This window comes from Actinomadura alba, assembly GCF_014323705.1.
Lineage (GTDB): Bacteria > Actinomycetota > Actinomycetes > Streptosporangiales > Streptosporangiaceae > Actinomadura_C > Actinomadura_C alba.
This window is the reverse complement of record NZ_JABVEC010000001.1, coordinates 413158-435728: the sequence shown is the minus strand read 5'-3', so window position 1 is coordinate 435728 and position 22571 is coordinate 413158. Positions and strand designations below refer to the sequence as shown.

23 protein-coding genes are annotated in these 22571 nt (G+C 70.7%); 19 read left to right on the top strand and 4 right to left on the bottom strand.

All coding sequences use genetic code 11. The annotated features are described in order from the left end of the window. Positions 1-56: 56 nt before the first annotated feature. Both recG and HKK74_RS02310 read left to right on the top strand, forming a co-directional pair. Positions 57-2273 carry an ATP-dependent DNA helicase RecG gene (recG, locus tag HKK74_RS02315; RefSeq protein WP_312881201.1) on the top strand — a complete coding sequence of 739 codons (2217 nt, stop codon included), beginning with the start codon at positions 57-59 and terminating at the stop codon, positions 2271-2273. Positions 2274-2458: 185 nt separating this feature from the next. After that, entirely contained in the window at positions 2459-3352 is an 894-nt protein-coding gene (locus HKK74_RS02310) for a HEAT repeat domain-containing protein (protein ID WP_312881179.1), read from the top strand. Positions 3353-3421: 69 nt separating this feature from the next. On the opposite strand, the gene HKK74_RS02305 is transcribed toward HKK74_RS02310, so the two are convergent. Next, a complete protein-coding gene (locus tag HKK74_RS02305) occupies positions 3422-4069 on the bottom strand; it encodes a hypothetical protein (protein ID WP_187241265.1) in 648 nt (215 codons plus the stop codon). A gap of 281 nt (positions 4070-4350) precedes the next feature. Between HKK74_RS02305 and rsmD the strand changes: the two genes are divergently transcribed. From rsmD to smc, 10 genes are all read left to right on the top strand, one after another. Beyond that, positions 4351-4911: a 16S rRNA (guanine(966)-N(2))-methyltransferase RsmD gene (rsmD, locus tag HKK74_RS02300; RefSeq protein WP_187241264.1), complete on the top strand. Its 561-nt coding sequence runs from the start codon at positions 4351-4353 to the stop codon at positions 4909-4911. A gap of 92 nt (positions 4912-5003) precedes the next feature. After that, positions 5004-5483, top strand: coding sequence for a pantetheine-phosphate adenylyltransferase (gene coaD / locus HKK74_RS02295; protein ID WP_187241263.1), 480 nt, complete (start codon positions 5004-5006; stop codon positions 5481-5483). A gap of 65 nt (positions 5484-5548) precedes the next feature. Continuing rightward, the gene (locus tag HKK74_RS02290) at positions 5549-6142 is read left to right on the top strand and encodes a YceD family protein (protein ID WP_187241262.1); all 594 of its coding nucleotides are present in this window, start codon (positions 5549-5551) and stop codon (positions 6140-6142) included. Position 6143: 1 nt separating this feature from the next. After that, on the top strand, positions 6144-6320 hold the full coding sequence (gene rpmF / locus HKK74_RS02285; protein ID WP_187241261.1) for a 50S ribosomal protein L32: 177 nt from the start codon (positions 6144-6146) through the stop codon (positions 6318-6320). A gap of 337 nt (positions 6321-6657) precedes the next feature. Next, entirely contained in the window at positions 6658-7401 is a 744-nt protein-coding gene (gene rnc, locus HKK74_RS02280) for a ribonuclease III (RefSeq protein WP_187241260.1), read from the top strand. Positions 7402-7420: 19 nt separating this feature from the next. Beyond that, on the top strand, positions 7421-7624 hold the full coding sequence (locus tag HKK74_RS02275; RefSeq protein ID WP_187241259.1) for a DUF1737 domain-containing protein: 204 nt from the start codon (positions 7421-7423) through the stop codon (positions 7622-7624). Further along, positions 7617-8534 carry a bifunctional DNA-formamidopyrimidine glycosylase/DNA-(apurinic or apyrimidinic site) lyase gene (mutM, locus tag HKK74_RS02270; protein ID WP_187241258.1) on the top strand — a complete coding sequence of 306 codons (918 nt, stop codon included), beginning with the start codon at positions 7617-7619 and terminating at the stop codon, positions 8532-8534. Before HKK74_RS02275 ends, mutM begins: the two co-directional genes overlap by 8 nt. Positions 8535-8607: 73 nt before the next feature. After that, positions 8608-8889 (top strand): acylphosphatase, encoded by a 282-nt coding sequence (locus tag HKK74_RS02265; protein ID WP_187241257.1) that lies wholly within the window; start codon positions 8608-8610, stop codon positions 8887-8889. Positions 8890-9067: 178 nt separating this feature from the next. Next, on the top strand, positions 9068-9262 hold the full coding sequence (locus tag HKK74_RS02260; RefSeq protein ID WP_187241256.1) for a hypothetical protein: 195 nt from the start codon (positions 9068-9070) through the stop codon (positions 9260-9262). A 365-nt stretch (positions 9263-9627) separates the two neighbouring features. Then, positions 9628-13287, top strand: coding sequence for a chromosome segregation protein SMC (gene smc / locus HKK74_RS02255; RefSeq protein WP_187241255.1), 3660 nt, complete (start codon positions 9628-9630; stop codon positions 13285-13287). Between the two features lie 3 nt (positions 13288-13290). Here smc and HKK74_RS02250 read toward each other — a convergent pair whose 3' ends face one another. Further along, positions 13291-14400, bottom strand: coding sequence for a ricin-type beta-trefoil lectin domain protein (locus HKK74_RS02250; RefSeq protein WP_187241254.1), 1110 nt, complete (start codon positions 14398-14400; stop codon positions 13291-13293). Positions 14401-14508: 108 nt separating this feature from the next. Continuing rightward, a complete protein-coding gene (locus HKK74_RS02245) occupies positions 14509-14670 on the bottom strand; it encodes a hypothetical protein (RefSeq protein WP_222721746.1) in 162 nt (53 codons plus the stop codon). A gap of 13 nt (positions 14671-14683) precedes the next feature. Here HKK74_RS02245 and HKK74_RS02240 point away from each other — a divergent pair, with 13 nt between their 5' ends. The 4 genes from HKK74_RS02240 to HKK74_RS02225 all read left to right on the top strand — a co-directional run bounded on the left by HKK74_RS02240 (position 14684) and on the right by HKK74_RS02225 (position 18507). Next, on the top strand, positions 14684-15904 hold the full coding sequence (locus tag HKK74_RS02240; protein WP_187241252.1) for a sensor histidine kinase: 1221 nt from the start codon (positions 14684-14686) through the stop codon (positions 15902-15904). Next, a complete protein-coding gene (locus HKK74_RS02235) occupies positions 15889-16572 on the top strand; it encodes a response regulator (protein WP_246491107.1) in 684 nt (227 codons plus the stop codon). Before HKK74_RS02240 ends, HKK74_RS02235 begins: the two co-directional genes overlap by 16 nt. Before the next feature lie 171 nt (positions 16573-16743). Next, positions 16744-17694: a glycoside hydrolase family 16 protein gene (locus HKK74_RS02230; protein WP_187241251.1), complete on the top strand. Its 951-nt coding sequence runs from the start codon at positions 16744-16746 to the stop codon at positions 17692-17694. A 60-nt stretch (positions 17695-17754) separates the two neighbouring features. Beyond that, positions 17755-18507, top strand: coding sequence for an AfsR/SARP family transcriptional regulator (locus HKK74_RS02225; RefSeq protein WP_187241250.1), 753 nt, complete (start codon positions 17755-17757; stop codon positions 18505-18507). An 18-nt stretch (positions 18508-18525) separates the two neighbouring features. Here the strand turns inward: HKK74_RS02225 and HKK74_RS02220 are convergent, their stop codons facing one another. Next, on the bottom strand, positions 18526-19044 hold the full coding sequence (locus HKK74_RS02220; protein ID WP_187241249.1) for a hypothetical protein: 519 nt from the start codon (positions 19042-19044) through the stop codon (positions 18526-18528). Between the two features lie 291 nt (positions 19045-19335). Between HKK74_RS02220 and ftsY the strand changes: the two genes are divergently transcribed. The 3 genes from ftsY to HKK74_RS02205 all read left to right on the top strand — a co-directional run bounded on the left by ftsY (position 19336) and on the right by HKK74_RS02205 (position 22420). Further along, positions 19336-20502, top strand: a complete 1167-nt coding sequence (gene ftsY, locus HKK74_RS02215) for a signal recognition particle-docking protein FtsY (RefSeq protein ID WP_187241248.1) — start codon at positions 19336-19338, stop codon at positions 20500-20502. Between the two features lie 179 nt (positions 20503-20681). Continuing rightward, positions 20682-22085: an ammonium transporter gene (locus HKK74_RS02210; protein ID WP_187241247.1), complete on the top strand. Its 1404-nt coding sequence runs from the start codon at positions 20682-20684 to the stop codon at positions 22083-22085. After that, a complete protein-coding gene (locus HKK74_RS02205) occupies positions 22082-22420 on the top strand; it encodes a P-II family nitrogen regulator (RefSeq protein WP_187241246.1) in 339 nt (112 codons plus the stop codon). The genes HKK74_RS02210 and HKK74_RS02205 overlap by 4 nt, the downstream gene beginning before the upstream one ends. Positions 22421-22571 lie beyond the last annotated feature (151 nt).

Here is a 22571-nt window from a genome sequence, read left to right as displayed (position 1 = left end):
GCCTTCGCGCACGCGCACCCTCGCGCATGGTCTGTAATAGCCCTGTGGGTAGCACTGTGGCGAAACTCGACGAGCCGCTGCGCAAGGCGCTCGGTGACCGTACGGCCAAGGTGATGGCCGAAGGCCTCGACCTGCACACCGTCGGAGACCTGTTGTGCCATTACCCCCGGCGCTACGCCGAGCGGGGTGAGCTCACCGACCTGTCCGGCCTGGTGGAGGGCGAGCACGTCACCGTCATGGCCGAGGTGCTGAAGGTCCAGGGCCGGACGATCACCAAGCGGCCCGGCTACCTGCTGGAGGTCACCGTCACCGACGGGCGCGGCGAGCTGATGCTCACGTTCTTCGGCAAGAAGGCGTCCTACAAGCCCGAGAAAGAGCTGCCCCCGGGCACCCGGGCGCTGTTCGCCGGAAAGGTGACCTTCTTCCGCACCAGGCAGGGTGTCAAGAAGCAGCTCACCCACCCCGACTACCGGCCGGTGGCCGTCTCGGCCGTCTCGGGCGCCTCGGGGAGCGGGATGTCCGAGGCCGCGCGGGAGTTCGTCGAGGAACTGATCCCGGTCTACCCGGCGACCAAGGGCCTGGAGTCCTGGAAGATCACGGACTGCGTGAAGATGATCCTGGACACCGTCGACATCGGCACCGATCCCATGCCCGAGCCGATCTTGCGTGACCACGGCTTCATCAGGCTGCGTGAGGCCTATGACGGCATTCACCGGCCCAAGGACTTCGCGGAGCTGTCACGGGCCCGCAAGCGGCTGAAGTGGGACGAGGCGTTTCTGCTGCAGCTGGCTCTGGCGCGCCGACGCAGAGCGGCCGGCGCGCTGCCCGCCAAGGCCCGGCCGCGAGCCGAGGACGGGCTGCTCCGCGAGTTCGACCGGCGGCTGCCCTTCACTCTCACGGAGGGACAGCTGTCGGTCGGCGAGGAGATCGCTGCGGAGCTGGCCCGCGAACACCCGATGCACCGGCTGCTCCAGGGCGACGTCGGCTCGGGCAAGACCATGTGCGCCCTGCGGGCGATGCTGCAGGTCGTCGACTCCGGCGGGCAGGCGGCGCTGCTCGCGCCCACCGAGGTCCTCGCGCAACAGCACTACCGCTCGATCACCGGCATGCTGGGCCCGCTGGGGCAGGCGGGGCAGCTGGGCGGCGCCGACCGGGCGACCAGGGTGGCGCTGCTCACCGGTTCACAGGGGGCCAAGGCGCGGCGCGCGGCGCTGCTCGACGCCGCCTCCGGTGCCGCCGGGATCGTGGTCGGCACCCACGCCCTGCTGCAGGAGCACGTGCAGTTCGCCGACCTCGGGCTGGTCGTCGTCGATGAGCAGCACCGATTCGGGGTGGAACAGCGGGACGCCCTGCGGGAGAAGGTCGCGGGCGGGCGCCCGCACGTGCTGGTGATGACCGCGACGCCGATCCCGCGTACGGTCGCGATGACCGTGTTCGGCGATCTGGACACCTCGGTCCTCAACCAGCTTCCGGCCGGCCGAGCGGAGATCAAGACCCATGTCGTGCCCCCGGAGAAGCCGGGCTTCCTCCACCGCGCCTGGGAGCGGATAAGGGAAGAGGCCGCACAGGGCCGCCAGACCTACATCGTCTGCCCGCGGATCGGTGAGCAGGAGGGGGACGAGGGCGACGTCGAGCCCAAGGACGACGAGGGGGAGCGGCGCCCTCCGCTGGCAGTGCTCGACCTGCTGCCGAGCCTGGCGGAGGAGCACCTGTCCGGGCTTCGCATCGGCGTGCTGCACGGCAAGCTGCACCCCGACGAGAAGGACGCCGTGATGCGCCGGTTCGCGGCCGGCGAACTGGACGTCCTGCTCGCGACCACCGTCATCGAGGTCGGCGTCGACGTCCCCAACGCCACCGTGATGATGATCATGGATGCCGACCGGTTCGGCGTCTCGCAGCTCCATCAGCTTCGCGGCCGGGTAGGGCGCGGCAACCTGCCCGGTCTCTGCCTCCTCGTGACCGAGGCGCCCGAGGGCACGAAGATCAGGGAACGACTGGCGGCCGTCGCCTCGACCACCGACGGCTTCGAGCTGTCCCGGCTCGATCTGGAGCAGCGCCGCGAGGGCGACGTGCTGGGCGTCGCCCAGGCCGGCCGGGCGTCGAGCCTCAAGCTGCTCACCCTGCTCCGCGACGAGGACGTGATCCTGCGTGCCCGGCAGGCGGCGGCGGCGGTCGTCGCGGCAGACCCCGACCTCACCCACAGTCCCGGGCTCGCGGCCGAACTCGCCGCGCTGCTGGACGACGAGCGCGCGGAGTACCTCGAGAAGGCCTGACAAGAGGGTTTCCTACTTATTCCATTGATTTTATCCGCAACCTCCTCGACCATGAGGACATGGAGCGGAGCCGGCCTTTGATCGCTCGGCTGCACGTCGACCTACGGCGGCAGGCCAGCGCGCTGTGTTCCCGTCGGTGATCTGAGCCCCACTCACAGATCCGCGACGGCTCCGGAGGCCATGCCGTGACCACCACAGACACTCCCTCGACCCGCATTGCCGCGCTCTACCGGCTGGAGCGCCCAGAACTCCCCGACATCGAAGAACATCTGCGCGACCCCGCGCCCGAGGTGCGCAAGGCCGCCCTCATCATGTTGACCCGCACCGCTCCGGCCGGGGCGGGCGACACTCTCGCCTGGGCGCTGGCCGACGAGGACCACAGCGTGCGGGAGGTCGCCGCCGAATCGCTGCGGGTCCTGGCCGAGGTCTACATCGGCGAGGACGGTGTCAGGGCGCTGCTGCTGGCCGCCGCGCACGGCCGCGACGCCCGGCTCCGCGAGACGGCCGTCGAACTGCTCGCGCTGCTGACCGAGGGTGCCCGGGAGCAGTACGCCGATGGCCTCCGGGACGGCGAGCCGGAGGTGCGCCTCCAGGCGATCATCGGCCTGATCGCACTCGGCGCCGTCACCGAGGTGGCGCAGGCGGCCGGCGATCCGGCCCGCGAGGTGCGCGTCGGCGTGGCCGAGGGGCTCGCGCGGCTCAAGTCGCCCGCGGGCCTCCCGGCGCTGGAGCGGCTGATCGTCGACCACGACGCCGTGGTTCGGATCGCAGCGATCGACGCGGCCACGGACCTCGGCATGCCGCCGCCCCTCGCCGAGCGCGTGGCGAGCACGCTGGAGCACCCCGACTGGCGGGTGCGCGCACGCGCGGCGACCGCGCTGCGCGCCGCCGCTCCCGAGATCGCCATCGGCCTGCTCGTCCGGGCACTCGGCGACCGCGTCGTGGACGTACGGCGGGCCGCCGTACGGTCACTGGAGCCGTGGGCCGACGACCGGCCCGAGGTCGTGACCGCACTCGTCGAAGCGCTCGCCGATCCGGACGCGGGCGTGCGCACCCAGGTGCGCTGGGTGCTCGGATAGCGCGATCAGCGCGGGCCGTGCTGCGTCAGTCAGGGGCCGTGCACCTGGGTCAGGAGCCGTGCGCGTGCGTCAGGAGCCGTCGCGAGCGCGCCTGCGGGTGGCGGCCAACGCGGCCGCCCCCGTGAGCACCAGCGCCCCGGCCACGCCCGCGAGCGTGTCGATGGATCCGCCCGTGAACGGCAGGCTGCCGGTCACGGTCCCCGTCGCCGTGGGCAGCGCTCCGGCTTCCCCCGCCGCGACAGGTGGAGCCGCGGGCGGTGCGGAGGGGGCGGGCGGCGGAGATGGGACGGGCGGCGAACCCGGCTCTGTCGGGGGGCGGGGCGGTATGGGCGGCGTACCGCCGTTCCCGCAGCTCGCCGTGCCGAGGCACACGTCCGCCGCCGCCCGTGCCGACAGCCCGCTCTGCGCACTGACCCGCACCGAGGCGCCGGCCGAGGCGCGGAGGGGACCGGCGGCCGGGGTCTCGACCCTGGCGTCGACGCCGAGCCCGGGCGGCCGGGTGCTCTTGGGCCGCGAGTCGCGGGCCGGCGCCCCCGGGTCGGCGACGGTGCTCACGAGCCCGTCGACCAGCTCGGTGGTGCCGGTCACCGTGTCGGTGAGCCCGGAGAGAAGCGACGGGTCACGGGTGGCCGTGTCGGCCTGGGCCATGCCGCCCATGACGGTGATGCCCAGGACCGTCGCCCCGGCCGTCGTCACCGCTCTGGAAACCAGGCGCATCGTCGAGCCTCCTGCCGTGAAATGGGGGGATCGGGCGGCACCGGCGCTTCACCTGCCACTGCCGTCCCACAGGTTGACACCTATCTTGTCACCTTACGTAGCGTTCCGAAAGGAATCTGTTGTTCTGTGGAGCGTCGTTGTTCCGCTGAGCCGGTGGCCTTCCGGGTGAACCGGCCCGGGTGAACCGGCCCGGGTGAACCAGCCCGGGTGAACCAGCCCGGGTGAACCGGCTCGGGGGAGTCCCGGAGCGGGCCGCTCGCGCGGCCGGGCACACTGAGTGGGTGACCCGAGTCATCGCAGGCATCGCCGGAGGGCGGCGGATAGCCGTGCCGGCCGGCCGTGACACCCGACCGACCAGCGACCGCGCCAGGGAGGGCCTGTTCTCGACCGTCGGGGCGCTGCTCGGGCCGCTCGACGGCTGCCGGGTCGCCGACCTGTACGCGGGGTCCGGCGCGGTGGGGCTCGAGGCCCTGTCCAGGGGAGCCGACCACGCTCTGCTCGTCGAGTCGCACGCCCGCGCCGCCCGGGTCATCAGGGACAACATCGCCCTGCTCGGCCTGCCCGGAGCCGAACTGGTCACCGACCGGGTCGAACGCCTCGTGCGCCGAGGCTGTGAAGCGCCGTACGACCTGATATTCGCGGACCCTCCGTACGCCCTGGGCGGCGAGGAGGTCACCGGCCTGCTCGGCGCGCTGCGCGACAACGGCTGGGCGGCCCCGGACGCGCTGATCGTCGTGGAGCGGGCCGGCCGGGACGGACCCCTGGCCTGGCCGCCGGGCTACACGGCTGAGCGTGAGCGGCGGTACGGCGAGGCGGTTCTGTGGTATGGCAGGGTGACGTAGAGGCGCTCAGGGGTGAGGCGGGCACGTCACGTCACGGCCCGTTTGGTACGGTCGCGCCACAGGTCTCCGCTCTTGACCGGAGGTTCCACTTCGTGCGCCGTGTCGTCTGTCCGGGTTCGTTCGACCCAGTGACCAACGGACACCTCGACATCATCAGCCGGGCGTCCCGCCTGTACGACGAGGTCGTCGTCGCCGTGTTGATCAACTACTCGAAGCAGGGTCTCTTCACCGTCGACGAGCGCATCGACATGCTCCGGGACGTGACCAAGGAGTACGGGAACGTCCGGGTGGACAAGTTCCACGGGCTGCTCGTCGACTACTGCCGGCAGCATGACATCCCGGTCATCGTCAAGGGACTGCGTGCCGTCAGCGACTTCGACTACGAGTTGCAGATGGCGCAGATGAACCATCGCATGGCCGGGGTCGAGACGATGTTCATGGCCACCAATCCCCTGTACTCCTTCCTCTCCTCCAGCCTGATGAAGGAGATCGCGAAGTACGGCGGGGACATCTCGGGGCTCGTTCCGGAGATCATCCACGAACGCCTGGTACAGCGCCTTTCCGAAGCCTGAGTTGGGTCCACCGGATCTGTTCGCTATCCTGGGTCTTCGGCCATGTCGTCGGCCACGGATTCCCCATGCCCCACGAAAGCAGGAGACCTCTGTCTCGCCTTGATCCCCGCGATCCACTCGTGCTCGACACCCGAGCCCTGGGCCGCCGACCGGGATCGATGCGCGAAGAGAGCCTGACCGTGCCGGCTCCGGGGAGTCTCGGCGTCGAGATGGTCGGCGTCCCGAAGGACGCCGAACTCGAGCTGGATCTTCGGCTCGAGGCGGTGATGGAGGGGGTGCTCGTCACCGGCACCACGCGGGTACCTCTCGTCGGGGAGTGCTCGCGCTGCCTGGATCCGCTCGCCTCGGTCTTCGAGGTGGAGTTCCAGGAGCTCTTCGTCTACCCCGACAACCGCTTCGGCAGCGTCGAACACGCGGCCGGAGAGGACGAGCTCCGTCTCGAGGGAGATTTCATCGATCTCGAGCCGGTGCTGCGGGACGCGGTGGTGCTGGCACTGCCGCTGTCCCCGCTCTGCCGGGACGACTGTCCCGGCCTGTGCTCCGAGTGCGGCGTCCGGCTGGACGACGCCGAGCCCGGTCACCATCACGACGCCGTCGACCCCAGGTGGGCGGCGCTGAAAGACCTAAAAGACCAACGAGAAGAAAGCCAGGAGGGCTGAGGTGGCCGTCCCGAAGCGGAAGAAGTCGCGCAGCAACACGCGGCACCGGCGTTCGCAGTGGAAGACCTCGGCGCCGACCCTTGTCGAGTGCCCGCAGTGCCGTGACCCGAAGCTGCCGCACACCGCGTGCCCGACCTGCGGTACCTACGACCGGCGGCAGGTAATCACGCCGGCCTGACCCCCGGCCCGGGGATCGCAAGATCATGTCCGGGCGGGGCCGGATTGCATGATCACGTACTACGGGGGCCGCTCGTGCTCCGGATGCCGCGTGATCATGCAATCCTTTCCATTTCGGCTGGGCCTGCCGCGTCGGACGCGGCCGCCCCGGTCCACGTGTGGAGTCGGGCGAGTGGCCGGGGAGCGCCCGAGGCCGTGGTGTACGCCGGGGGATCGACTCACCGGCGCACACCTCGTCTTCGAGGAATCCCCGGCCCGTGTGACGCGTCGGGTCACCGGGCATGTCACTCGCCGTAGCGACGGACGCACGATGACGTGTGGAGCTACGAGGAGGACGTGTGAGTGCTAAGACTCCCGACCCTGCGCCGGATCGCGCCGACCTTGAGCGCGCCCTCGGCGTCAAGCTGGACGATGCGCTGCTGGAGCGGGCGCTGACGCACCGCTCGTTCGCCTATGAGAACGGCGGCCTGCCCACCAACGAGCGGCTGGAGTTCCTCGGCGACTCGGTGCTCGGCCTGGTGGTCACCGACACCCTGTTCCGCGGTCATCCCGACCTGCCCGAGGGGCAGCTGGCGAAGCTCCGCGCGGCGGTTGTCAACATGCGGGCACTCGCCGGCGTGGCCCGAGGGCTCGGCGTCGGCGCCCATATCCGGCTCGGCCGGGGCGAAGAGGGCACCGGCGGCCGGGACAAGTCGTCGATCCTGGCCGACACCCTCGAGGCGCTCATCGGCGCGGTCTACCTCGACCAGGGCCTCGTCGAGGCGTCCGACCTCGTGCACCGGCTCTTCGACGCGCTGATCGACCGGTCCGCGAGTCTCGGTGCCGGCCTGGACTGGAAGACCTCGCTACAGGAGCTCACCGCGGTCGAGGAGCTCGGAGTGCCCGAGTACCACGTCGTCGAGAGCGGCCCCGACCACCAGAAGACGTTCCGCGCGTCGGTGCGGGTCGGCGGCAAGGTGTACGGCAACGGCGAGGGGCACAGCAAGAAAGAGGCCGAGCAGCACGCCGCCGAGGCGGCCTGGACCGAGATCCGGGCCCGTGCCACCGCCCGTGAGGCGGACGGGGCCGCGACCGAGGGCTGATCCTCACTACGCTGCACATATGACCGGACAAGCCCCATTGGCCGAACAAGCCCCCTTGCGGTATCGGCTGATCACCGGACCGGACGACGCCGGGTTCTGTGCGCGCGTCAGCGCTCTCCTCGAAGAGGGGTACGAGCTGTACGGCTCACCCGCCCTGACCGGCGACGGGGGCCGAGTGATCGTGGCCCAGGCGCTGGTCCTGCCGGGGACGGCCGGTGCCTGAGCTGCCCGAGGTCGAGGTCGTCCGCCGCGGTGTGGACGGCTGGGTGTCCGGCCGCACGATCGCGTCGGTCACGGTCCTGCATCCCCGCGCCGTCCGGCGGCACATCACCGGCCCCGACGACTTCGCCGCCCGGCTGGCCGGCCGTAAGGTGCTGGGCGCCGAACGCCGCGGCAAGTACCTGTGGTTGCCCGTCGGTGATCCGGACGCGCACGCCGACGAACTCCCGGCCGAGGCGTTGCTCGCGCACCTCGGCATGAGCGGGCAGTTGCTGGTGGGCAAGCCGGACAGCCCCTTCGAGAAGCACCTTCGGGTTCGGATGACCTTCACCGACGGCGGCCTCGATCTGCGCTTCGTCGACCAGCGCACCTTCGGCCACCTCATGGTGACGAACCTCGTCCCCGACGCCTTCGCCGCAACGGCGCCCGGGGCGTTCGCGCGCGTCCCCGAGCCCATCCTGCACATCGCGCGCGACCCGCTGGAGCAGGCGTTCGACGACGAGGCGTTCTACCGCGCGTTGCGGCGGCGGCGGACCGGGATCAAACGCGCGTTGCTCGACCAATCGTTGATCAGTGGGGTCGGCAACATCTACGCCGACGAGGCGCTGTGGCGGGCTCGGCTGCACTGGGCCCGCCCGACCGAGACGCTCACCCGGGCCGAGGTCACCCGGGTGCTGTTGGGGGTACGCGAGGTCATGGGTGCCGCCCTCGCCGCGGGCGGCACGTCGTTCGACAGCCTGTACGTGGACGTCAACGGCGACAGCGGCTACTTCGACCGTTCCCTGCACGTCTACGGCCGGGGCGACCGGCCGTGCGACCGCTGCGGCACGCCCATCCGCCGCGACGCCTTCATGAACCGCTCATCCTTCAGCTGCCCCCGCTGCCAACCCTGGCCACGGCGCGCGCGTGTCTGATTGCCTCGCTCCGCTCGGGCTCCGCGCCCCCCTCGGGGTGGGTCCGGGTGGGCTGGTCGTACGATCGGGGCTCGTGGGGAACGAGGAGGTCCGGCTGACCGCCTGGGCGCGGGGCGCCGTGCAGGGTGTGGGATTCCGCTGGTGGGTCCGTGCGCGGGCGCTGGAGCTCGGGCTCGTCGGGTCCGCGACCAACCTCGCGGACGGCCGGGTCGAGGTCGTCGCCGAGGGCTCGCGGACGGACTGTGAACGGCTGCTCGAGCTGTTGCGAGGCCGAGAAACACCCGGAAGCGTGACCGGAGTCACTGAACGGTGGGCCCAGCCCCGTGGCGGCCTGTCCGGTTTCGTGGAGCGATGATCGGGTAGGGCATTCCGGTTTGTACCTGCTAAACTCATGGGGACAGGTTGTTACCGGCCTGTGATGTCCGTCTTGACCGACACTCCGGCCGGTGCGACTCTAGATGATACGCGCATCGGCTCATGTGGCTCTTTGTGCGCGATCCCTGCTGGTCACTCAGCGTGGAGGACCCTTAATCATGGCGAAGGCTATACTCGGCCACGTCGGCGGTCCCGACCCCCGGATGGTCGCGGAGATGCGGCGTCTGCAGCGGCGTGTTCGGGATCTGGAAGCCGAGCTGGTACGGCTTCAGGCGGAGAACGATGCGCTGTCAGTGGACCAGGACGATGTCCTGACACTGAGGGCCAAGGATCGTGAACCGGCGCTGACCTGATCGTCTGCGCCGAGACCGAAAGGGACGTCGATAACGACGTCCCTTCTGTTTTGTCCGGATTTGTCACGGCTGCGGCAATCCACGAGCAGATGGCAGTGGAGTCTTCACCATTGGATGACCGGCGATAGGGCCGTCATGAGACGTGCCGGCCGAGGAACGGGATTTGCCGGGGCAGCATCCGGCGGCGGAAGGCGCTGTCGTGGCAGCCTGCTGAAATCCCGCCGGTGATTTCAGATGCCGCATGCCCGATGATCATGCCAGATTGGCAGGCAAAGGTCCTTGATACCGGATGTGCTGACTGCCGACCGGTATCGTTCGACTGATCAGGGGGCCGGCCCCTGAGGGATTGACAGGGGAGCGCGTGCGTGTATCTGAAGAGCCTGACGCTGCGCGGCTTCAAGTCCTTCGCCTCCTCGACCAGCCTCCGCTTCGAGCCGGGCATCACCTGCGTGGTCGGGCCGAACGGTTCCGGTAAGTCCAATGTCGTCGACGCTCTCGCCTGGGTCATGGGTGAGCAGGGGGCCAAGTCGCTGCGCGGCGGCAAGATGGAGGACGTCATCTTCGCCGGCACCGCGAGCCGGCCGCCCCTGGGCCGTGCCGAGGTCGTGCTGACCATCGACAACTCCGACGGCGCGCTGCCGATCGACTACACCGAGGTGACGATCAGCCGGCTGATGTTCCGGTCCGGTCAGAGCGAGTACTCCATCAACGGCGATCCGTGCCGGCTGCTCGATGTCCAGGAACTGCTGTCGGACTCGGGTATCGGCCGGGAGATGCACGTCATCATCGGGCAGGGCCAGCTCGACGCCGTGCTGCACTCGGGCGCCGAGGGGCGGCGCGCGGTGATCGAGGAGGCCGCGGGCGTTCTCAAGCACCGCAAGCGCAAGGAGAAGGCCCTGCGCAAGCTCGACGCCATGCAGGCCAACCTGACCCGCGTGCAGGACCTCAACGGTGAGCTGCGCCGCCAGCTCAAGCCCCTTGGCAGGCAGGCCGAGATCGCCCGCAGGGCGGCCGTCATCCAGGCCGACCTGCGCGACGCGCGGCTGCGCCTGCTCGCCGACGATCTGCTCACCCTGCGGACCAGGCTCGAGGCCGAGGCGGCCGACGAGGCGGCGGTGCGGGAACGGCGCCGCTCGGTCGAGCAGGCGCTGGCCGGGGCACAGGACCGCGAGACCGAGCTGGAGGCCGAGGCACAGGCCGAGGCTCCCCGGCTGGTCCAGGTGCAGGACACGTGGTTCCAGCTCTCCTCACTCAAGGAGCGGCTGCGGGGGGTCGCCGATCTCGCCTCGGCGCGGCACCGGCACGCCGTCGAGAGCGGTGACGAGGAGCGGCGCGGCCGGGACCCCGAGGACATGGAGCGCGAGGCCGCAGAGGTGCGCGAGCAGGAGGAATGGCTGCGCGGCCGACTCGACGAGGCCGAGGACGGCCTCGGCGAGGCCGTTCGCGAGCGCACCGAGGCCGAGCTCCTGCTGAAGGACGAGGAGCGCAGGCTGCACGAGGCCACCCGCGCCGCCGCCGACCGCCGCGAGGGGCTGGCCAGGCTCCGCGGCCGCGTCGACGCCCTGCGCAGCAAGACGCAGGCGGCCGAGGCCGAGATCGGCCGGCTGGCCGCCGCCCGGGCCGAGGCCGAGGGCCGGGCCGAGACGGCACAGGCGGAGTACGAGGCCCAGGACGCCCTGGCCGACGAGGATCCGGAACTGGCCGCGGACCACGAGCGTGCCCAGTCGGCGCTCGCCGAGGCCAAGAGCGCGGTGGAGGAGACCCGCGCCGCGGTCGCCGGCCCGGAACAGGCGGTGCGGGACGCCAGGGCCGGAGTCGCCGCCGCCCGTGAGGCGGATCAGCGGGCGCAGCGGGCGGTCGCCGCGCTGCGCGCCCGGATCGAGGCCCTGGAGCTGACCCTCGGCAACGCCGCCGCCGGCGGCGAGGCACTGCTGGCCTCCGACCTCGACGGTGTGCTCGGCACGGTCGCCGCATTGCTGGCCGTGGAGCCGGGAGCAGAGGTGGCCGTCGCGGCCGCGCTCGGCGCCGCCGCCGAGGCGGTCGCCGTCGCGTCACTGGACACGGCGCAGGCCGCTCTGACGCTGCTCCGTGACAAGGACTCCGGCCGGGCGGGGGTGGTCGTCGGTGACGGGCCCGCTCCCGGCGTCGCACGGGCGCCGTTGCCCGGTGATGCGCGCCACGCCCGAGATCTGATCACGGCGCCGGATTCCGTACGGGCCGCCATCGAGCATCTGCTCGACGGTGTGGTCGTGGTCGACGACCTGCCTGCCGCGAGGGCTCTGGTCGACGCGCGGCCGGAGCTGCGGGCGGTCACTCGTGACGGCGATCTGCTCGGGGCGCACTGGGCGCAGGGCGGGGCCGCGGGAGCCGCGCACGGGCCGTTGCAGATGCGGGCCGCGCTCGACGAGGCCGTCGAGGCGCTCGCCGCCGCGGGCCGCGAGGCCGAGCGCAGCGCGCTGGGGCTCGAGCAGGCCGCCGCCGCCGAACAGCGCGCCCAGACCGCGCTCGACGCGGCCAGGGCGTCCGTCAACCAGGCGCAGGCCACTGCCGGCGAGGCACAGTCGGCACTCGACCGGGTGCGCGTCCGGCTGCGCGAGGTCGACGCCAAGGCGGCGCAGGAGGCCAAGCATCTCGCCCGCCTCCAAGCGGCCGAGCACGCGGCCCGCCAGGAGGTCGAACGCCTCGCCAAGGCCGTCTCGGCGGCCGAGGAGGCCCGCGAACGCGACGATCAGGGCATCGCCGAGCTGCAGGAGCGGCTCGAGATCGCCGAGGCCCAAGAGGACCTCGACGTGGAACCTGATCTGAGCCGGCGCGACGACCTCGCGGAGCGCTGCCAGGAACTGCGCTCGGCCGAGATGGAGGCCCGCCTGTCGGTCCGTACGGCCGAGGAACGGGTGAAGGCGATCACCGGCCGCGCCGACGCGCTGGAACGCGGGGCACGCCGGGAGCGGGAGGAACGGGCCCGGGCGGCGGCGCTCCGTGAACGCCGAGCCCGGCAGGCGCGGGTCGCCAAGGCGGTCGAGCAGGGCGCCCGGGTGGCCCTGGAGCGGATCGAGGTGTCGCTCGGCGACGCCGTCGCCGAGCGCGAGACCGCGGAGCGGGGGCGCGAGAGCCGCGAGGCCGAGCTCAAGATCGTACGCAACCAGGTGCGCGAGCTGTCCGCACAGCTGGAGAAGCTCGTCAACGTGGTGCACGGCAGCGAGGTCGCCAGGGCCGAGCAGCGGCTGCGACTGGAGCAGATGGAGACGCGGGCCCTGGAGGAGTACGGCGTCGAGGCCGCCTCCCTCATCGCCGAGTACGGGCCGGACCAGCCGGTGCCGCCCCCGCCCGACGCGGGCGAGGACGCCGTCCCGCAGCCGTACGACCGTGCCGTACAGGAGAAGCGGGCCAAGGCCGCCGAGCGGCAGCTGACCACGCTGGGCAAGGTCAATCCGCTGGCGCTGGAGGAGTTCGCCGCGCTGGAGGAGCGCCACGCGTTCCTCACCTCTCAGCTCGAGGACCTCAAGAAGACCCGCCGGGATCTGCTGACGGTGGTCAAGGAGGTGGACGAGCGGGTCGAGCAGGTGTTCGCCGCGGCCTTCGCGGACACCGCACGCGAATTCGAGCGGATCTTCTCCCGGCTGTTCCCCGGCGGTGAGGGCCGCTTGTCGCTGACCCAGCCCGAGGACATGCTGACCACCGGTGTCGAGGTCGAGGCCCGGCCGCCCGGCAAGAAGGTCAAGCGGCTGTCGCTGCTGTCCGGCGGTGAGCGGTCGCTGGTCGCGATCGCCATCCTGGTGGCCATCTTCCGCGCCCGGCCGTCACCGTTCTACGTCCTCGACGAGGTCGAGGCGGCGCTGGACGACACGAACACCCAGCGGCTGCTGACGATCCTCGAAGAGCTGCGCGAGTCATCGCAGTTGATCATCATCACCCACCAGAAGCGCACCATGGAGGGTGCCGACGCCCTGTACGGGGTGAGCATGCGAGGTGACGGTGTGACACACGTGATCAGTCAGCGCATCCGTGAGCCGGAGCCCGCCTGACGGTCAGCTCCCGGTGGGGGACGCCACCGGCGACAGGGTGTACTCCAGAATGCCGGTCCGCTCGCAGCCGATCTGCATGGCCTGGGCAGTGCCTGCGACGCGCGTGCCGAGCCCGACGCACATGCCGTCATCGCCCTGCGGGCGCATCCGGAACAGCGGGCCCCTCTGCGGCGACGCGCCGGCCGACGTCACGGTGAACCGTTGCAGCGAGGAGTTCGGATCGCACGACGTCAGATGGATCAGCGCGCCCTCGGACCGCGAATCCACGGTGGCGCACCAGATGTCGTCGTCCATGGTCGAGCCCTTGATCGTGTATACGCCGCCCTCGCCGGACTCGAACCGAAATCGCTGCATGGTGTCGTCCGCGATGCAGGCGTCGGTCGCGAGCGTCGGCCGGAAGTCGTTGTCGGGCAGGACCGAGAGGCAGCCGCCGGGCGTCGGATGGACGGTGTACCAGCCACCCACGGGCAGTCCACGGGAGGACGTCGAGATGGTCGCGCCCGGTGCGGTCGTCCGGCCCGGCGTGGCCGGCTCGCCCGGTGCGGTCGACTCGGCCCCCGTGTTGGCGCGCGCGGGCGTGGCGCCGGGCTCGACGGCGGGGGTGCCGCCCGGCCACAGGGAGATCCCCACGATCGCGAAAGTGATCAGCACGGGCGCCATGACCAGCAGTGAGACCGGATGACGGCGGTGCGCCCGGCTGTGCCGCGGACCGTGGTCGGCCGGGGCGGGCGAGCCCTCCGACGTGGGCGTTCCGTCTCCCGGACCGGCTCCGGGCGGCTGGTCGGAACGGGGTTCGGTGACGGTCGTGACCGGCGCGTTCGGAGACGGCATGGCGGTGACACGCTCGTGGACCCGCGTCCATTCCCGCTGTACCGCGGGGGTGCAGCCGCATGCGCGTACGAACGCCACGGCCATTTCCCTGGGGGGAACGATGTCATGGTCGAGGAGAACGGCGAGCCGGCCGGCCGGCAGCCGGTCCCCGCGTACCGTCGCCCTGGCCTCCAGTTCGTCGAGGGTCAGACCGGACCATTGCTGCAGCCTGCGCATATGTGCGACGAACTCGATGGGGGTCGTCGCGTCCCCGGGGCGGGGCGCGAGCCGGGCACCGGACACTGTCGTCCCCTCAACTCCCCTAATACCGGCTATTGCGGGCATAATAGTCAATTACTGACCAGGTACGGCAACAGCTAGCTATGTAGACCAATACCACGATTATTGTAGTTACGTACCGGGGGTGTAAGTGTGACCGGAGGGCTCGGCGATGTCTTCTAGCGAGACTTCGTCCACCAGCGAATCCTCTTCCGGCTCTTCGCCCGCGTCCTTCTTCGAGGACCGGTCGCAGCGTGAGTTGAACCGCTCGACCGAGTCCAGGGTCGGCATCACTTTCGTGCTCCTCATGCAACTCCGGGTCCTCGCCGTGGGCGTGACCGTGCTGTTCGACGCGAACGTGCGCCGTGACGTGGTCGCGCTCTGCGTGCTCGCGGCCATGGCCGTGTCGTCAGGACTCGTGCTCGCCGTGTGGGAACGCGTCGTCCCCCGGCTCCTCAAGCACCCGGCCTTGCTCGGGTTCGACGTCCTGCTCGGATACGCCGTGCTCGAGGTGGGCGGCATCTTCGGTCCGTACTTCCTGGTCACGGTGGTCGCGGCCGGTATCGCCGGGCTCCTCTACCAGTGGCGGGTGACCGCGCTTCTCTGCCTGCAGCAGACGGTGCTCTACTACGCCGCCATGCACCAGAACGACACCTCCGACGAGCTGTCGACCGGCGCCTTTCCGCTCCTGCTCGCGATGCCGGTGTTCTATCCGACCGCCGCCCTGGTCGGGGCGGTGCTGCGCCGTCTGTTCGACGAACAGGTCGAGGTGGAGGAGACCCGCTGGCGGATGGAGGCCATGGCGCTGGCCGCGGACGAGCGCGCCCGGCTGGCCCGCGAGATGCACGACTCGCTCACGAAGACCCTCGCCGGGATCGCCCTGTCGGCGAAGGCGCTTCCGCTCTGGGTCCGCGAGTCGCCCGAGCGCGCGGAGGTCGAGGCGAAGCGCATCGAGTCCGCCGCCGCCATCGCCTCGCGCGAGGCGCGCACGCTCATCTCGGATCTGCGGATCGACGTCGTGCGCCGGCCGCTCGGAACCGCGATCGGCGAGGTCGCGGAGAAGTGGTCGAGGGCGAGCGGCGTGCCGGTGCGGACCACGGCCGGTGCCGACGCCGAGGTGCCGTTGCGCGCGAGGCACGAGGCCGTGGCCGTCGTCAAGGAGGCCCTGCAGAACGTCGGGAAGCACGCGAAGGCCACCAGCGTGACCGTCCGGCTGTCCGTGCGCGGTGACCGGCTGGAGGTCCGGGTGAGCGATGACGGCAGGGGCTTCGCGGCGCCGGCCGGGGGCGACGAGGCCTGGCTCGACGGGCTCGCCGACGACGGTCACTACGGCATAGTGGGCATGCACGAGCGGGTTCAGCGCGTGGGAGGGGACCTGGCGGTACGGTCCGAGCCGGGGGCCGGCACCGAGATCATGATGAGTCTTCCGCTCGATGACGTCGCTTCCGCGGCCGAGGCGGCAGCCGGACGACGGACGGGCGAGCCGCGCGGGAAGGGCCTGGAGACGAGAGCATGGAGGCTTCGATGAGCGGCGGCCCGCGTCACCGCGTGATGGTGGTGGACGACAACCCCGTCGTGCGGTCCGGGCTCACCGCCCTGCTCGAGGCCAGCGGCGACATGGACGTCGTCGCCGAGGCCGGAGACGGACGGAACGCCGTCGAACGGGCATGGCAGGTGATGCCCGACGTGGTCCTGCTCGACGTGCGCATGCCTCGGGTCGACGGAGTGAGCGCGGCAGAGGCGCTCAGCAAGATCAGCAGAGTGATCATGCTGACGCACGTCGACGAACCCGCAGTGGTGCTGTCGGCCATCCGCAACGGCGCGGTCGGTTATCTCGTGCACGACGCCTTCACCGTCGACGAGCTGCTCACGGCGATCCGCGAAACGGTGCACAATCGGGCGCATCCGCTCTCACCGGCAGCCGTCTCGGCCCTCATCAACGAGGCCAAGTCGGGCCGGGCCGCCGCTCCGCCCCCGCGGGAGACCCCGGCCGATCGGACCCGTTTCGGCCTGTCGGCCCGCGAGGCCGAGGTGATGGACCTGGTGACGCGGGGGCACACCAATCGGGATATCGCGGTCCGGCTGTTCCTCACCGAGAAAACGGTGAAAAATCATCTGAACAGGATTTACGCGAAGCTCGGGGTGCCGAACAGGGCGTCCGCCATCGCGACCTGGCTCGGTGTACTGCCGGGGTGAACGTTGCACTGACCCGCCTTGGGCCCGGCTCAATGCGATAGGTCCAGTTTGGGTCCAATGGCCCTACGGCTGCGCTTTCCGGATGCCTACTGTCTGAGGAATACACCGGAAAGGCGGGGTGGCCCATGACCGAGGAGCCGCCGGATCGCCCCTCGGGAAGGAGCTCACCCCGTGTTGCCTTCCCCTCTCTCCCGGGCGGCGGTCGCCGCCGGAGCCTTCCTGATCGGGGGCATGGCGATCGGTGCCGCGCTGCCCGTGGAGCGAGGGGAATCCGGTGTCGGTTCCGGCTCGTCGAGACCGGTGGCCACCGGTCATGACCGCCGTGATGAGTGCTCGCCCGCCGGCTCGCCGCCGCCCGCCTCATCGAGCCGGGCGGCGGCTCCGTCGGCGGGCGGGTCCGCCGAGGCGTCGCCGATGACGCCCGGCGATCGGGAGACCGCCGCTGGGCGCCATGGCTGGACCGGCCTCGTCGCCCGTGACGACTTCGACGGCGACGACGTCGACCGCGCCGACTGGGAGGTCTATGACGGCGCGGGGCACGCCGGCAACGGCCGGCGGAGCCCCGAGGCCATCCGGGTCCGCGACGGCGTTCTCACGATCACCGGCTGGCCCGACGGGACGACGGGCGCCATGGCGTGGCGACGGGGCGCGCAGAAGACCGGGCGCTGGGAGGCCCGCGTCAGGATGTCGCGGGGATGCGCTTGCTACCACCCGGTGCTGCTGCTGTGGCCGACGCAGGGCGGTGGCGGCGTCACCCCCGCGGGGGGCGGGGGCGAAGTCGACTACCTGGAGGTCATCGACTCCGGCAGGCGCGACGTGGCGAACTTCTTCCTGCACTATGGCCCTCCCGAGCGTGATGACCAGTTGCAGGCCCAGGTCAGGGCCGATCTGACCGAGTGGCATCACTTCGCGGTCGAATGGACGGCCGAGAGCATGACCGGCTACGTCGACGGACGACGCTGGTTCCACACCGATGACCGCGCCGTGCTGCCACCCGGCGACATGGTGCAGACGATCCAACTTGACTGGTTCCCGGCGGATCAGCCGCACACCGGGGAGGGCATCGACTGGAAGGTCCCGGCCACCATGGAAGTCGACTGGATCAAGATGTACCGGCTCTGATCGATGCGGGCAGGCGGCACAGGCCGCACAGAGCATGCAGAGGCGGAAAGGGGACGACGGGTGTTGACCAGAGACGGGTGCTCGACCGGCGGCGGTTGCGTTCACCTGCTGTCGGCGTTCACCTGCCGGATCGACGGCGGCGAGGTGGCTCTCGCGGAACTCCCGCGCAACCTGGTCATCAATCTGGTGCTCGGACGGCACCGGATGTCCAGGGGCGCGCTGATGGCGCGCCTCTGGCCCGACGAGGAACCGGAACGCGCCGCGAAGAGGCTGCGGCAGATCCTCTGGCGGATCCGCAGGCTGACCCAGGGCCGGATCGTCAGTGCCGACCACGAGGTCATCGGGCTGGCCGAGGACACCTGCGTCGACTTCACGGCCGCGCTGGACCTCGCCCGCTTCGCGGTCTCGGCCACGGCCACGCTCCCGGAGCTCGCGATCCGTTCCCTCGACCACTGGCGCCCTCTCGCCCAGCCCCTCCTGCCGGGATCGACCAGCGATGAGGTGCACATGGCGCGGCAGCGGTGGGACCGGCTCCGCCTCCTCGCCCTGGAGAAGATCGCCGATGCGATGCTGCTCAGCGGCGACATACCGGCGGCCATCGAACTCGCGTCGTACGCCGTGGAGGTGGACGATCTGAGCGAGGGGCCGTACAGGGTCCTGGCACAGGCTCACCTGGCGCGCAACGACATCGGGATGGCCCAGCGGGTCTACGGCGCCTACGCGGCGCTGCTCCGGGAGAGCCTCGGAGTCGGCCCGAGCGCCGAATTCGGCGACATCCTCAACACAGCGGGTTCGAGGAGGCTGGCCGGCTGACCGACCGGGCGCCGGCCGTCACCGGACGATCTTCCACACGCCGCCCGTCTCCCGCATCACGAAGACCGGCTGCACCGTGTGAACCGTCATGTTCCCGTCACTCCAGCTGAGGTCGGTGAAGGGGATGCTCACCTCGCCGGCGGCGTCGATCGTGCCCCCCGACACCTTGACCGTCACGAGGGCCCGCCGCTCGTCCGGCTTGATGAAGTGCGGCATGTCCTTGACGCCCTGCCGGCAGTCGCCCTTGAACACCTGCCGTTCGAACTCGCTGTCCGGGGCCACATGACCACACGCCGAGATGTCGCCGACCGTGCTACGCCGCATGAACGCCTGCAGGGCCTGCCGGGCCTGCTCCAGCCTGGCCTCCGTGGTTCCGTCCCCGGATTCGCCCTGCGAAGGCGAGGCGGCGGTGGAGCCGCGACCGTCCGCGCTGGGAGTGCTCTTGGACGCGCTACCGGAATCGCCACCGCATCCGGCCGTGGTGGCCATGCCGATGAGTACGAGGATCCCGAGCCGGAGCGCGCTTCGACCAGACATCGCATGCCTTCCTGAACTAGAGCGTGAACTGCGAAGAGAGGTTGAACGGCGAAGAGAGGTGCACCTGAGCAGTGAGGTTGAACTGCGAAAGCACCTTATATGTGGGGAAACCGGGAAATAGGGTTGGTCAAGGCATTGGCCGAATCGCGGCCTCGGGCCGTGCGCGACGCACGAGGAACCCGTCGGCGGCCGCGATGCCCATCCGCAGCCGCTCCGGCGAGCGCACCGGGTCATCACCCTCTCCCCGGGATGTCCGGGTCGGCTGCGCGGTCTGGGAGACTGGGACACGTTATGGAATTCGTGATCCTCGCCGTAGCCATCGTCGTCGTCGCCGTCATCACCGGCGCATTGCTCCTGCGCCCCGGCCGCCGTAAGGCGCCACCGCGCGTGCCGCCGGCGCGGACCTCCGCGGGCACCGCCACCGAGACCCGCCCGGCCGGAGCGACGGTCGCGGAGGAAGAGCCGGTCGCGCCGCCCCAGGGCCCGATCGAGCCGTCGGTCGGCACGATGCCGATACCGGAGATCGAGAAACCGCCACCGTCGGCCGGCCGGCTCGTACGGCTGCGGGCACGGCTGGCCCGGTCGCAGAACACCTTCGGCCGGAGCCTGCTCGCGCTGCTGTCGCGGGACACGCTCGACGACGACGCCTGGGACGAGATCGAGGACACCCTGCTCGCCGCGGACATGGGCGTGGCGCCCGCCCGGCAGATCGTCGAGGATCTGCGGACCAAGGTGCAGGTCCTCGGCAGCCGCACGCCCGCGGACGTGAGGGAGCTGCTCAGGGGGGAGCTGATCGCGCAGATCGGGGCCGACTGGGATCGGGCGCTGCACACCGAGCGGCACGGAACCCGGCCGGCCATCGTGCTCGTCGTCGGGGTCAACGGCACCGGCAAGACCACCACCTGCGGCAAGCTCGGCCGGGTGCTCGTCGGTGACGATCGCAGGGTGCTGCTGGGCGCCGCGGACACCTTCCGCGCGGCGGCCGCCGATCAGCTCGTCACCTGGGGGACCCGGGTCGGAGCCGAGGTCGTGCGCGGCGCCGAGGGCGCCGACCCGGCCAGCGTCGCGTTCGAGGCGGTCAGACAGGGCATCGACAGCAAGGTCGACACGGTCATCATCGACACCGCCGGACGGTTGCACACCAAGACCGGACTGATGGACGAGCTCGGCAAGGTCAAGCGCGTCGTGGAGAAGCAGGCGGAGGTCGACGAGGTCCTGCTCGTGCTCGACGCGACCACCGGCCAGAACGGCCTTCAGCAGGCCAGGGTCTTCGCCGAGGTGGTCAACGTGACGGGCATCGTGCTGACCAAGCTGGACGGCACCGCCAAGGGCGGCATCGTCGTCGCCGTGCAGCGTGAGCTCGGCGTCCCGGTCAAGCTGGTCGGCCTGGGAGAGGGCCCCGACGACCTGGCCCCCTTCGAACCGGGGCCTTTCGTGGACGCCATCCTCGGCGACTGACCCCTCGTCTCTCGGCGACCGACCCCCTCGTCCTCACACGGTGAGGATTGTGAAACATGCTCGCAACACGGCATGGCAGGGTTTCACACCTTGGAAACACAGGGGCCTTTCGGGTGAAACCGCGGCACCGGAACCTCAACGCAATCAACGTTCCGTGCCGAGGAGGGGCTCTCTCCGAGATGAAGATCGACAGCGGTAATACCGCCTGGATGCTGGCGAGCACAGCGCTCGTCCTGCTCATGACACCGGGCCTGGCCTTCTTCTACGGGGGGATGAGCCGGGCCAAGAGCGTCCTCAACATGATGATGATGAGCTTCGTCAGCATCGCCACCGTGACCATGGTCTGGGTCCTCTATGGCTATTCTCTGGCGTTCAGCGACGGTGGCGGCGTCAACAAGATCATTGGTGGCCTCGGCGACTGGGGCCTGGTGGGCCTTGAGAAGATGGCGACCACCGACGACGGCACCGGCATCCCGCAGCTCGTGTTCGTCGCCTTCCAGGCCACGTTCGCCATCATCACCGTGGCCCTCATCAGTGGGGCCATCGCCGACCGGGCCAAGTTCGGCGCGTGGGTCGTCTTCGGCATCGTGTGGGTGACGCTGGTCTACATCCCGATCGCCCACTGGGTCTGGGCCTCGGGCGGATGGCTCTTCGACCTCGGCGCGCTCGACTTCGCCGGCGGCACGGTGGTCCACATCAACGCAGGTGCGGCGGGCCTGGCCCTGGCCCTGGTGCTGGGCAAGCGCAAGGGCTGGCCGAAGGAGCCGATGCGGCCGCACAACCTGCCGTTTGTACTCCTCGGCGCGGGCCTCCTGTGGTTCGGCTGGTTCGGCTTCAACGCCGGGTCCGCGCTCGGCGCGAACGAGGTCGCCGCGGTGGCGTTCATCAACACGCTGGTCGCCACGGCCGCCGCGTCCTTCGCCTGGATCATGGTGGAGAAGGTGCGCGACGGAAGCCCCACCACGCTGGGCATCGCCTCCGGCGCGGTCGCCGGCCTCGTCGCCATCACCCCCGCATGTGCCTTCGTCACCCCCATCGGTGCGATCGTCCTCGGCCTGATCGCCGGCGCGGTCTGCGCCTTGGCGGTGGGCCTGAAGTACCGCTTCGGCTATGACGACTCGCTCGACGTGGTCGGCGTCCACCTGGTCGGTGGCGTGCTCGGCGCCCTGCTCATCGGCTTCCTCGGCACGGCGGCCGTCAACGAGGCCGGCGCCGACGGTCTGCTGGCCGGAGGCGGCCTCACCCAGCTGGGCAAGCAGGCGGTCGGCGTGGCCGCGACGCTCGCCTACTCGCTCGTGCTGACCTATGTGATCGGCAAGGTCATCGACCTCACCATCGGCTTCCGCGCCGACGCCGAGGACGAGATCTCCGGCATCGACAGCGCGGCGCACGCCGAGACCGCGTACGACTTCGGCACGATCCACTCCGGTATCGGAGCCTCCCTGCCGGCGGCCGTGCGCCAGGCGACCGCCGTGAGTGACGGCACCGGCCCGGCGGAGGACAAGGGCGACGATCCCAGCGAAACGGCCGGTACCGACGGCGACTCCGAGACCGCGTCCAAGAAGGTGGAGGCCGACGCATGAAGCTGATCACCGCGGTCATCAAGCCGTTCAAGCTCGATGAGGTCAAGTCCGCGCTGGAGACCTTCGGGGTCCGTGGGCTGACCGTCAGCGAGGCCAGCGGATACGGCCGGCAGAAGGGCCACACCGAGGTCTACCGTGGCGCGGAGTACAAGGTGGATCTCGTCCCCAAGCTGCGGGTCGAGGTCCTCGTCGACGACGCCGACGCCGACGACACCATCGACGTCATCGTCAAGGCCGCCCAGACCGGGAAGATCGGGGACGGCAAGGTGTGGGCGGTTCCCGTCGAGACGGTGATCCGGGTTCGTACCGGTGAAACCGGCCCGGAAGCCCTCTGAGGAACGGCGTGCTCGGGGGAGATCGCCGTATGGGTGACATGAGCGGGGCGCTCCCGACCGTACGACCCGGTCGGGAGCGCCCCCGTCCGCATCGGGGTGGGCGCGCGGCGACATCCGCGCGGCAAGCGCGTCCGGCCCGGCCGCGGCGCAC

Excerpts from the sequence above, each read along its gene's own strand:
- HKK74_RS02275 (WP_187241259.1), top strand. The coding sequence starts at position 7,421 with ATGACCGGACAAGCCCCATTGGCCGAACAAGCCCCCTTGCGGTATCGG.
- HKK74_RS02240 (WP_187241252.1), top strand. The coding sequence starts at position 14,684 with ATGCAACTCCGGGTCCTCGCCGTGGGCGTGACCGTGCTGTTCGACGCG.
- ftsY (WP_187241248.1), top strand. The coding sequence starts at position 19,336 with ATGGAATTCGTGATCCTCGCCGTAGCCATCGTCGTCGTCGCCGTCATC.
- HKK74_RS02260 (WP_187241256.1), top strand. The coding sequence starts at position 9,068 with ATGGCGAAGGCTATACTCGGCCACGTCGGCGGTCCCGACCCCCGGATG.
- HKK74_RS02210 (WP_187241247.1), top strand. The coding sequence starts at position 20,682 with ATGAAGATCGACAGCGGTAATACCGCCTGGATGCTGGCGAGCACAGCG.
- HKK74_RS02305 (WP_187241265.1), bottom strand. The coding sequence starts at position 4,069 with ATGCGCCTGGTTTCCAGAGCGGTGACGACGGCCGGGGCGACGGTCCTG.
- HKK74_RS02205 (WP_187241246.1), top strand. The coding sequence starts at position 22,082 with ATGAAGCTGATCACCGCGGTCATCAAGCCGTTCAAGCTCGATGAGGTC.
- HKK74_RS02235 (WP_246491107.1), top strand. The coding sequence starts at position 15,889 with ATGGAGGCTTCGATGAGCGGCGGCCCGCGTCACCGCGTGATGGTGGTG.
- HKK74_RS02220 (WP_187241249.1), bottom strand. The coding sequence starts at position 19,044 with ATGTCTGGTCGAAGCGCGCTCCGGCTCGGGATCCTCGTACTCATCGGC.
- HKK74_RS02290 (WP_187241262.1), top strand. The coding sequence starts at position 5,549 with ATGCCCCACGAAAGCAGGAGACCTCTGTCTCGCCTTGATCCCCGCGAT.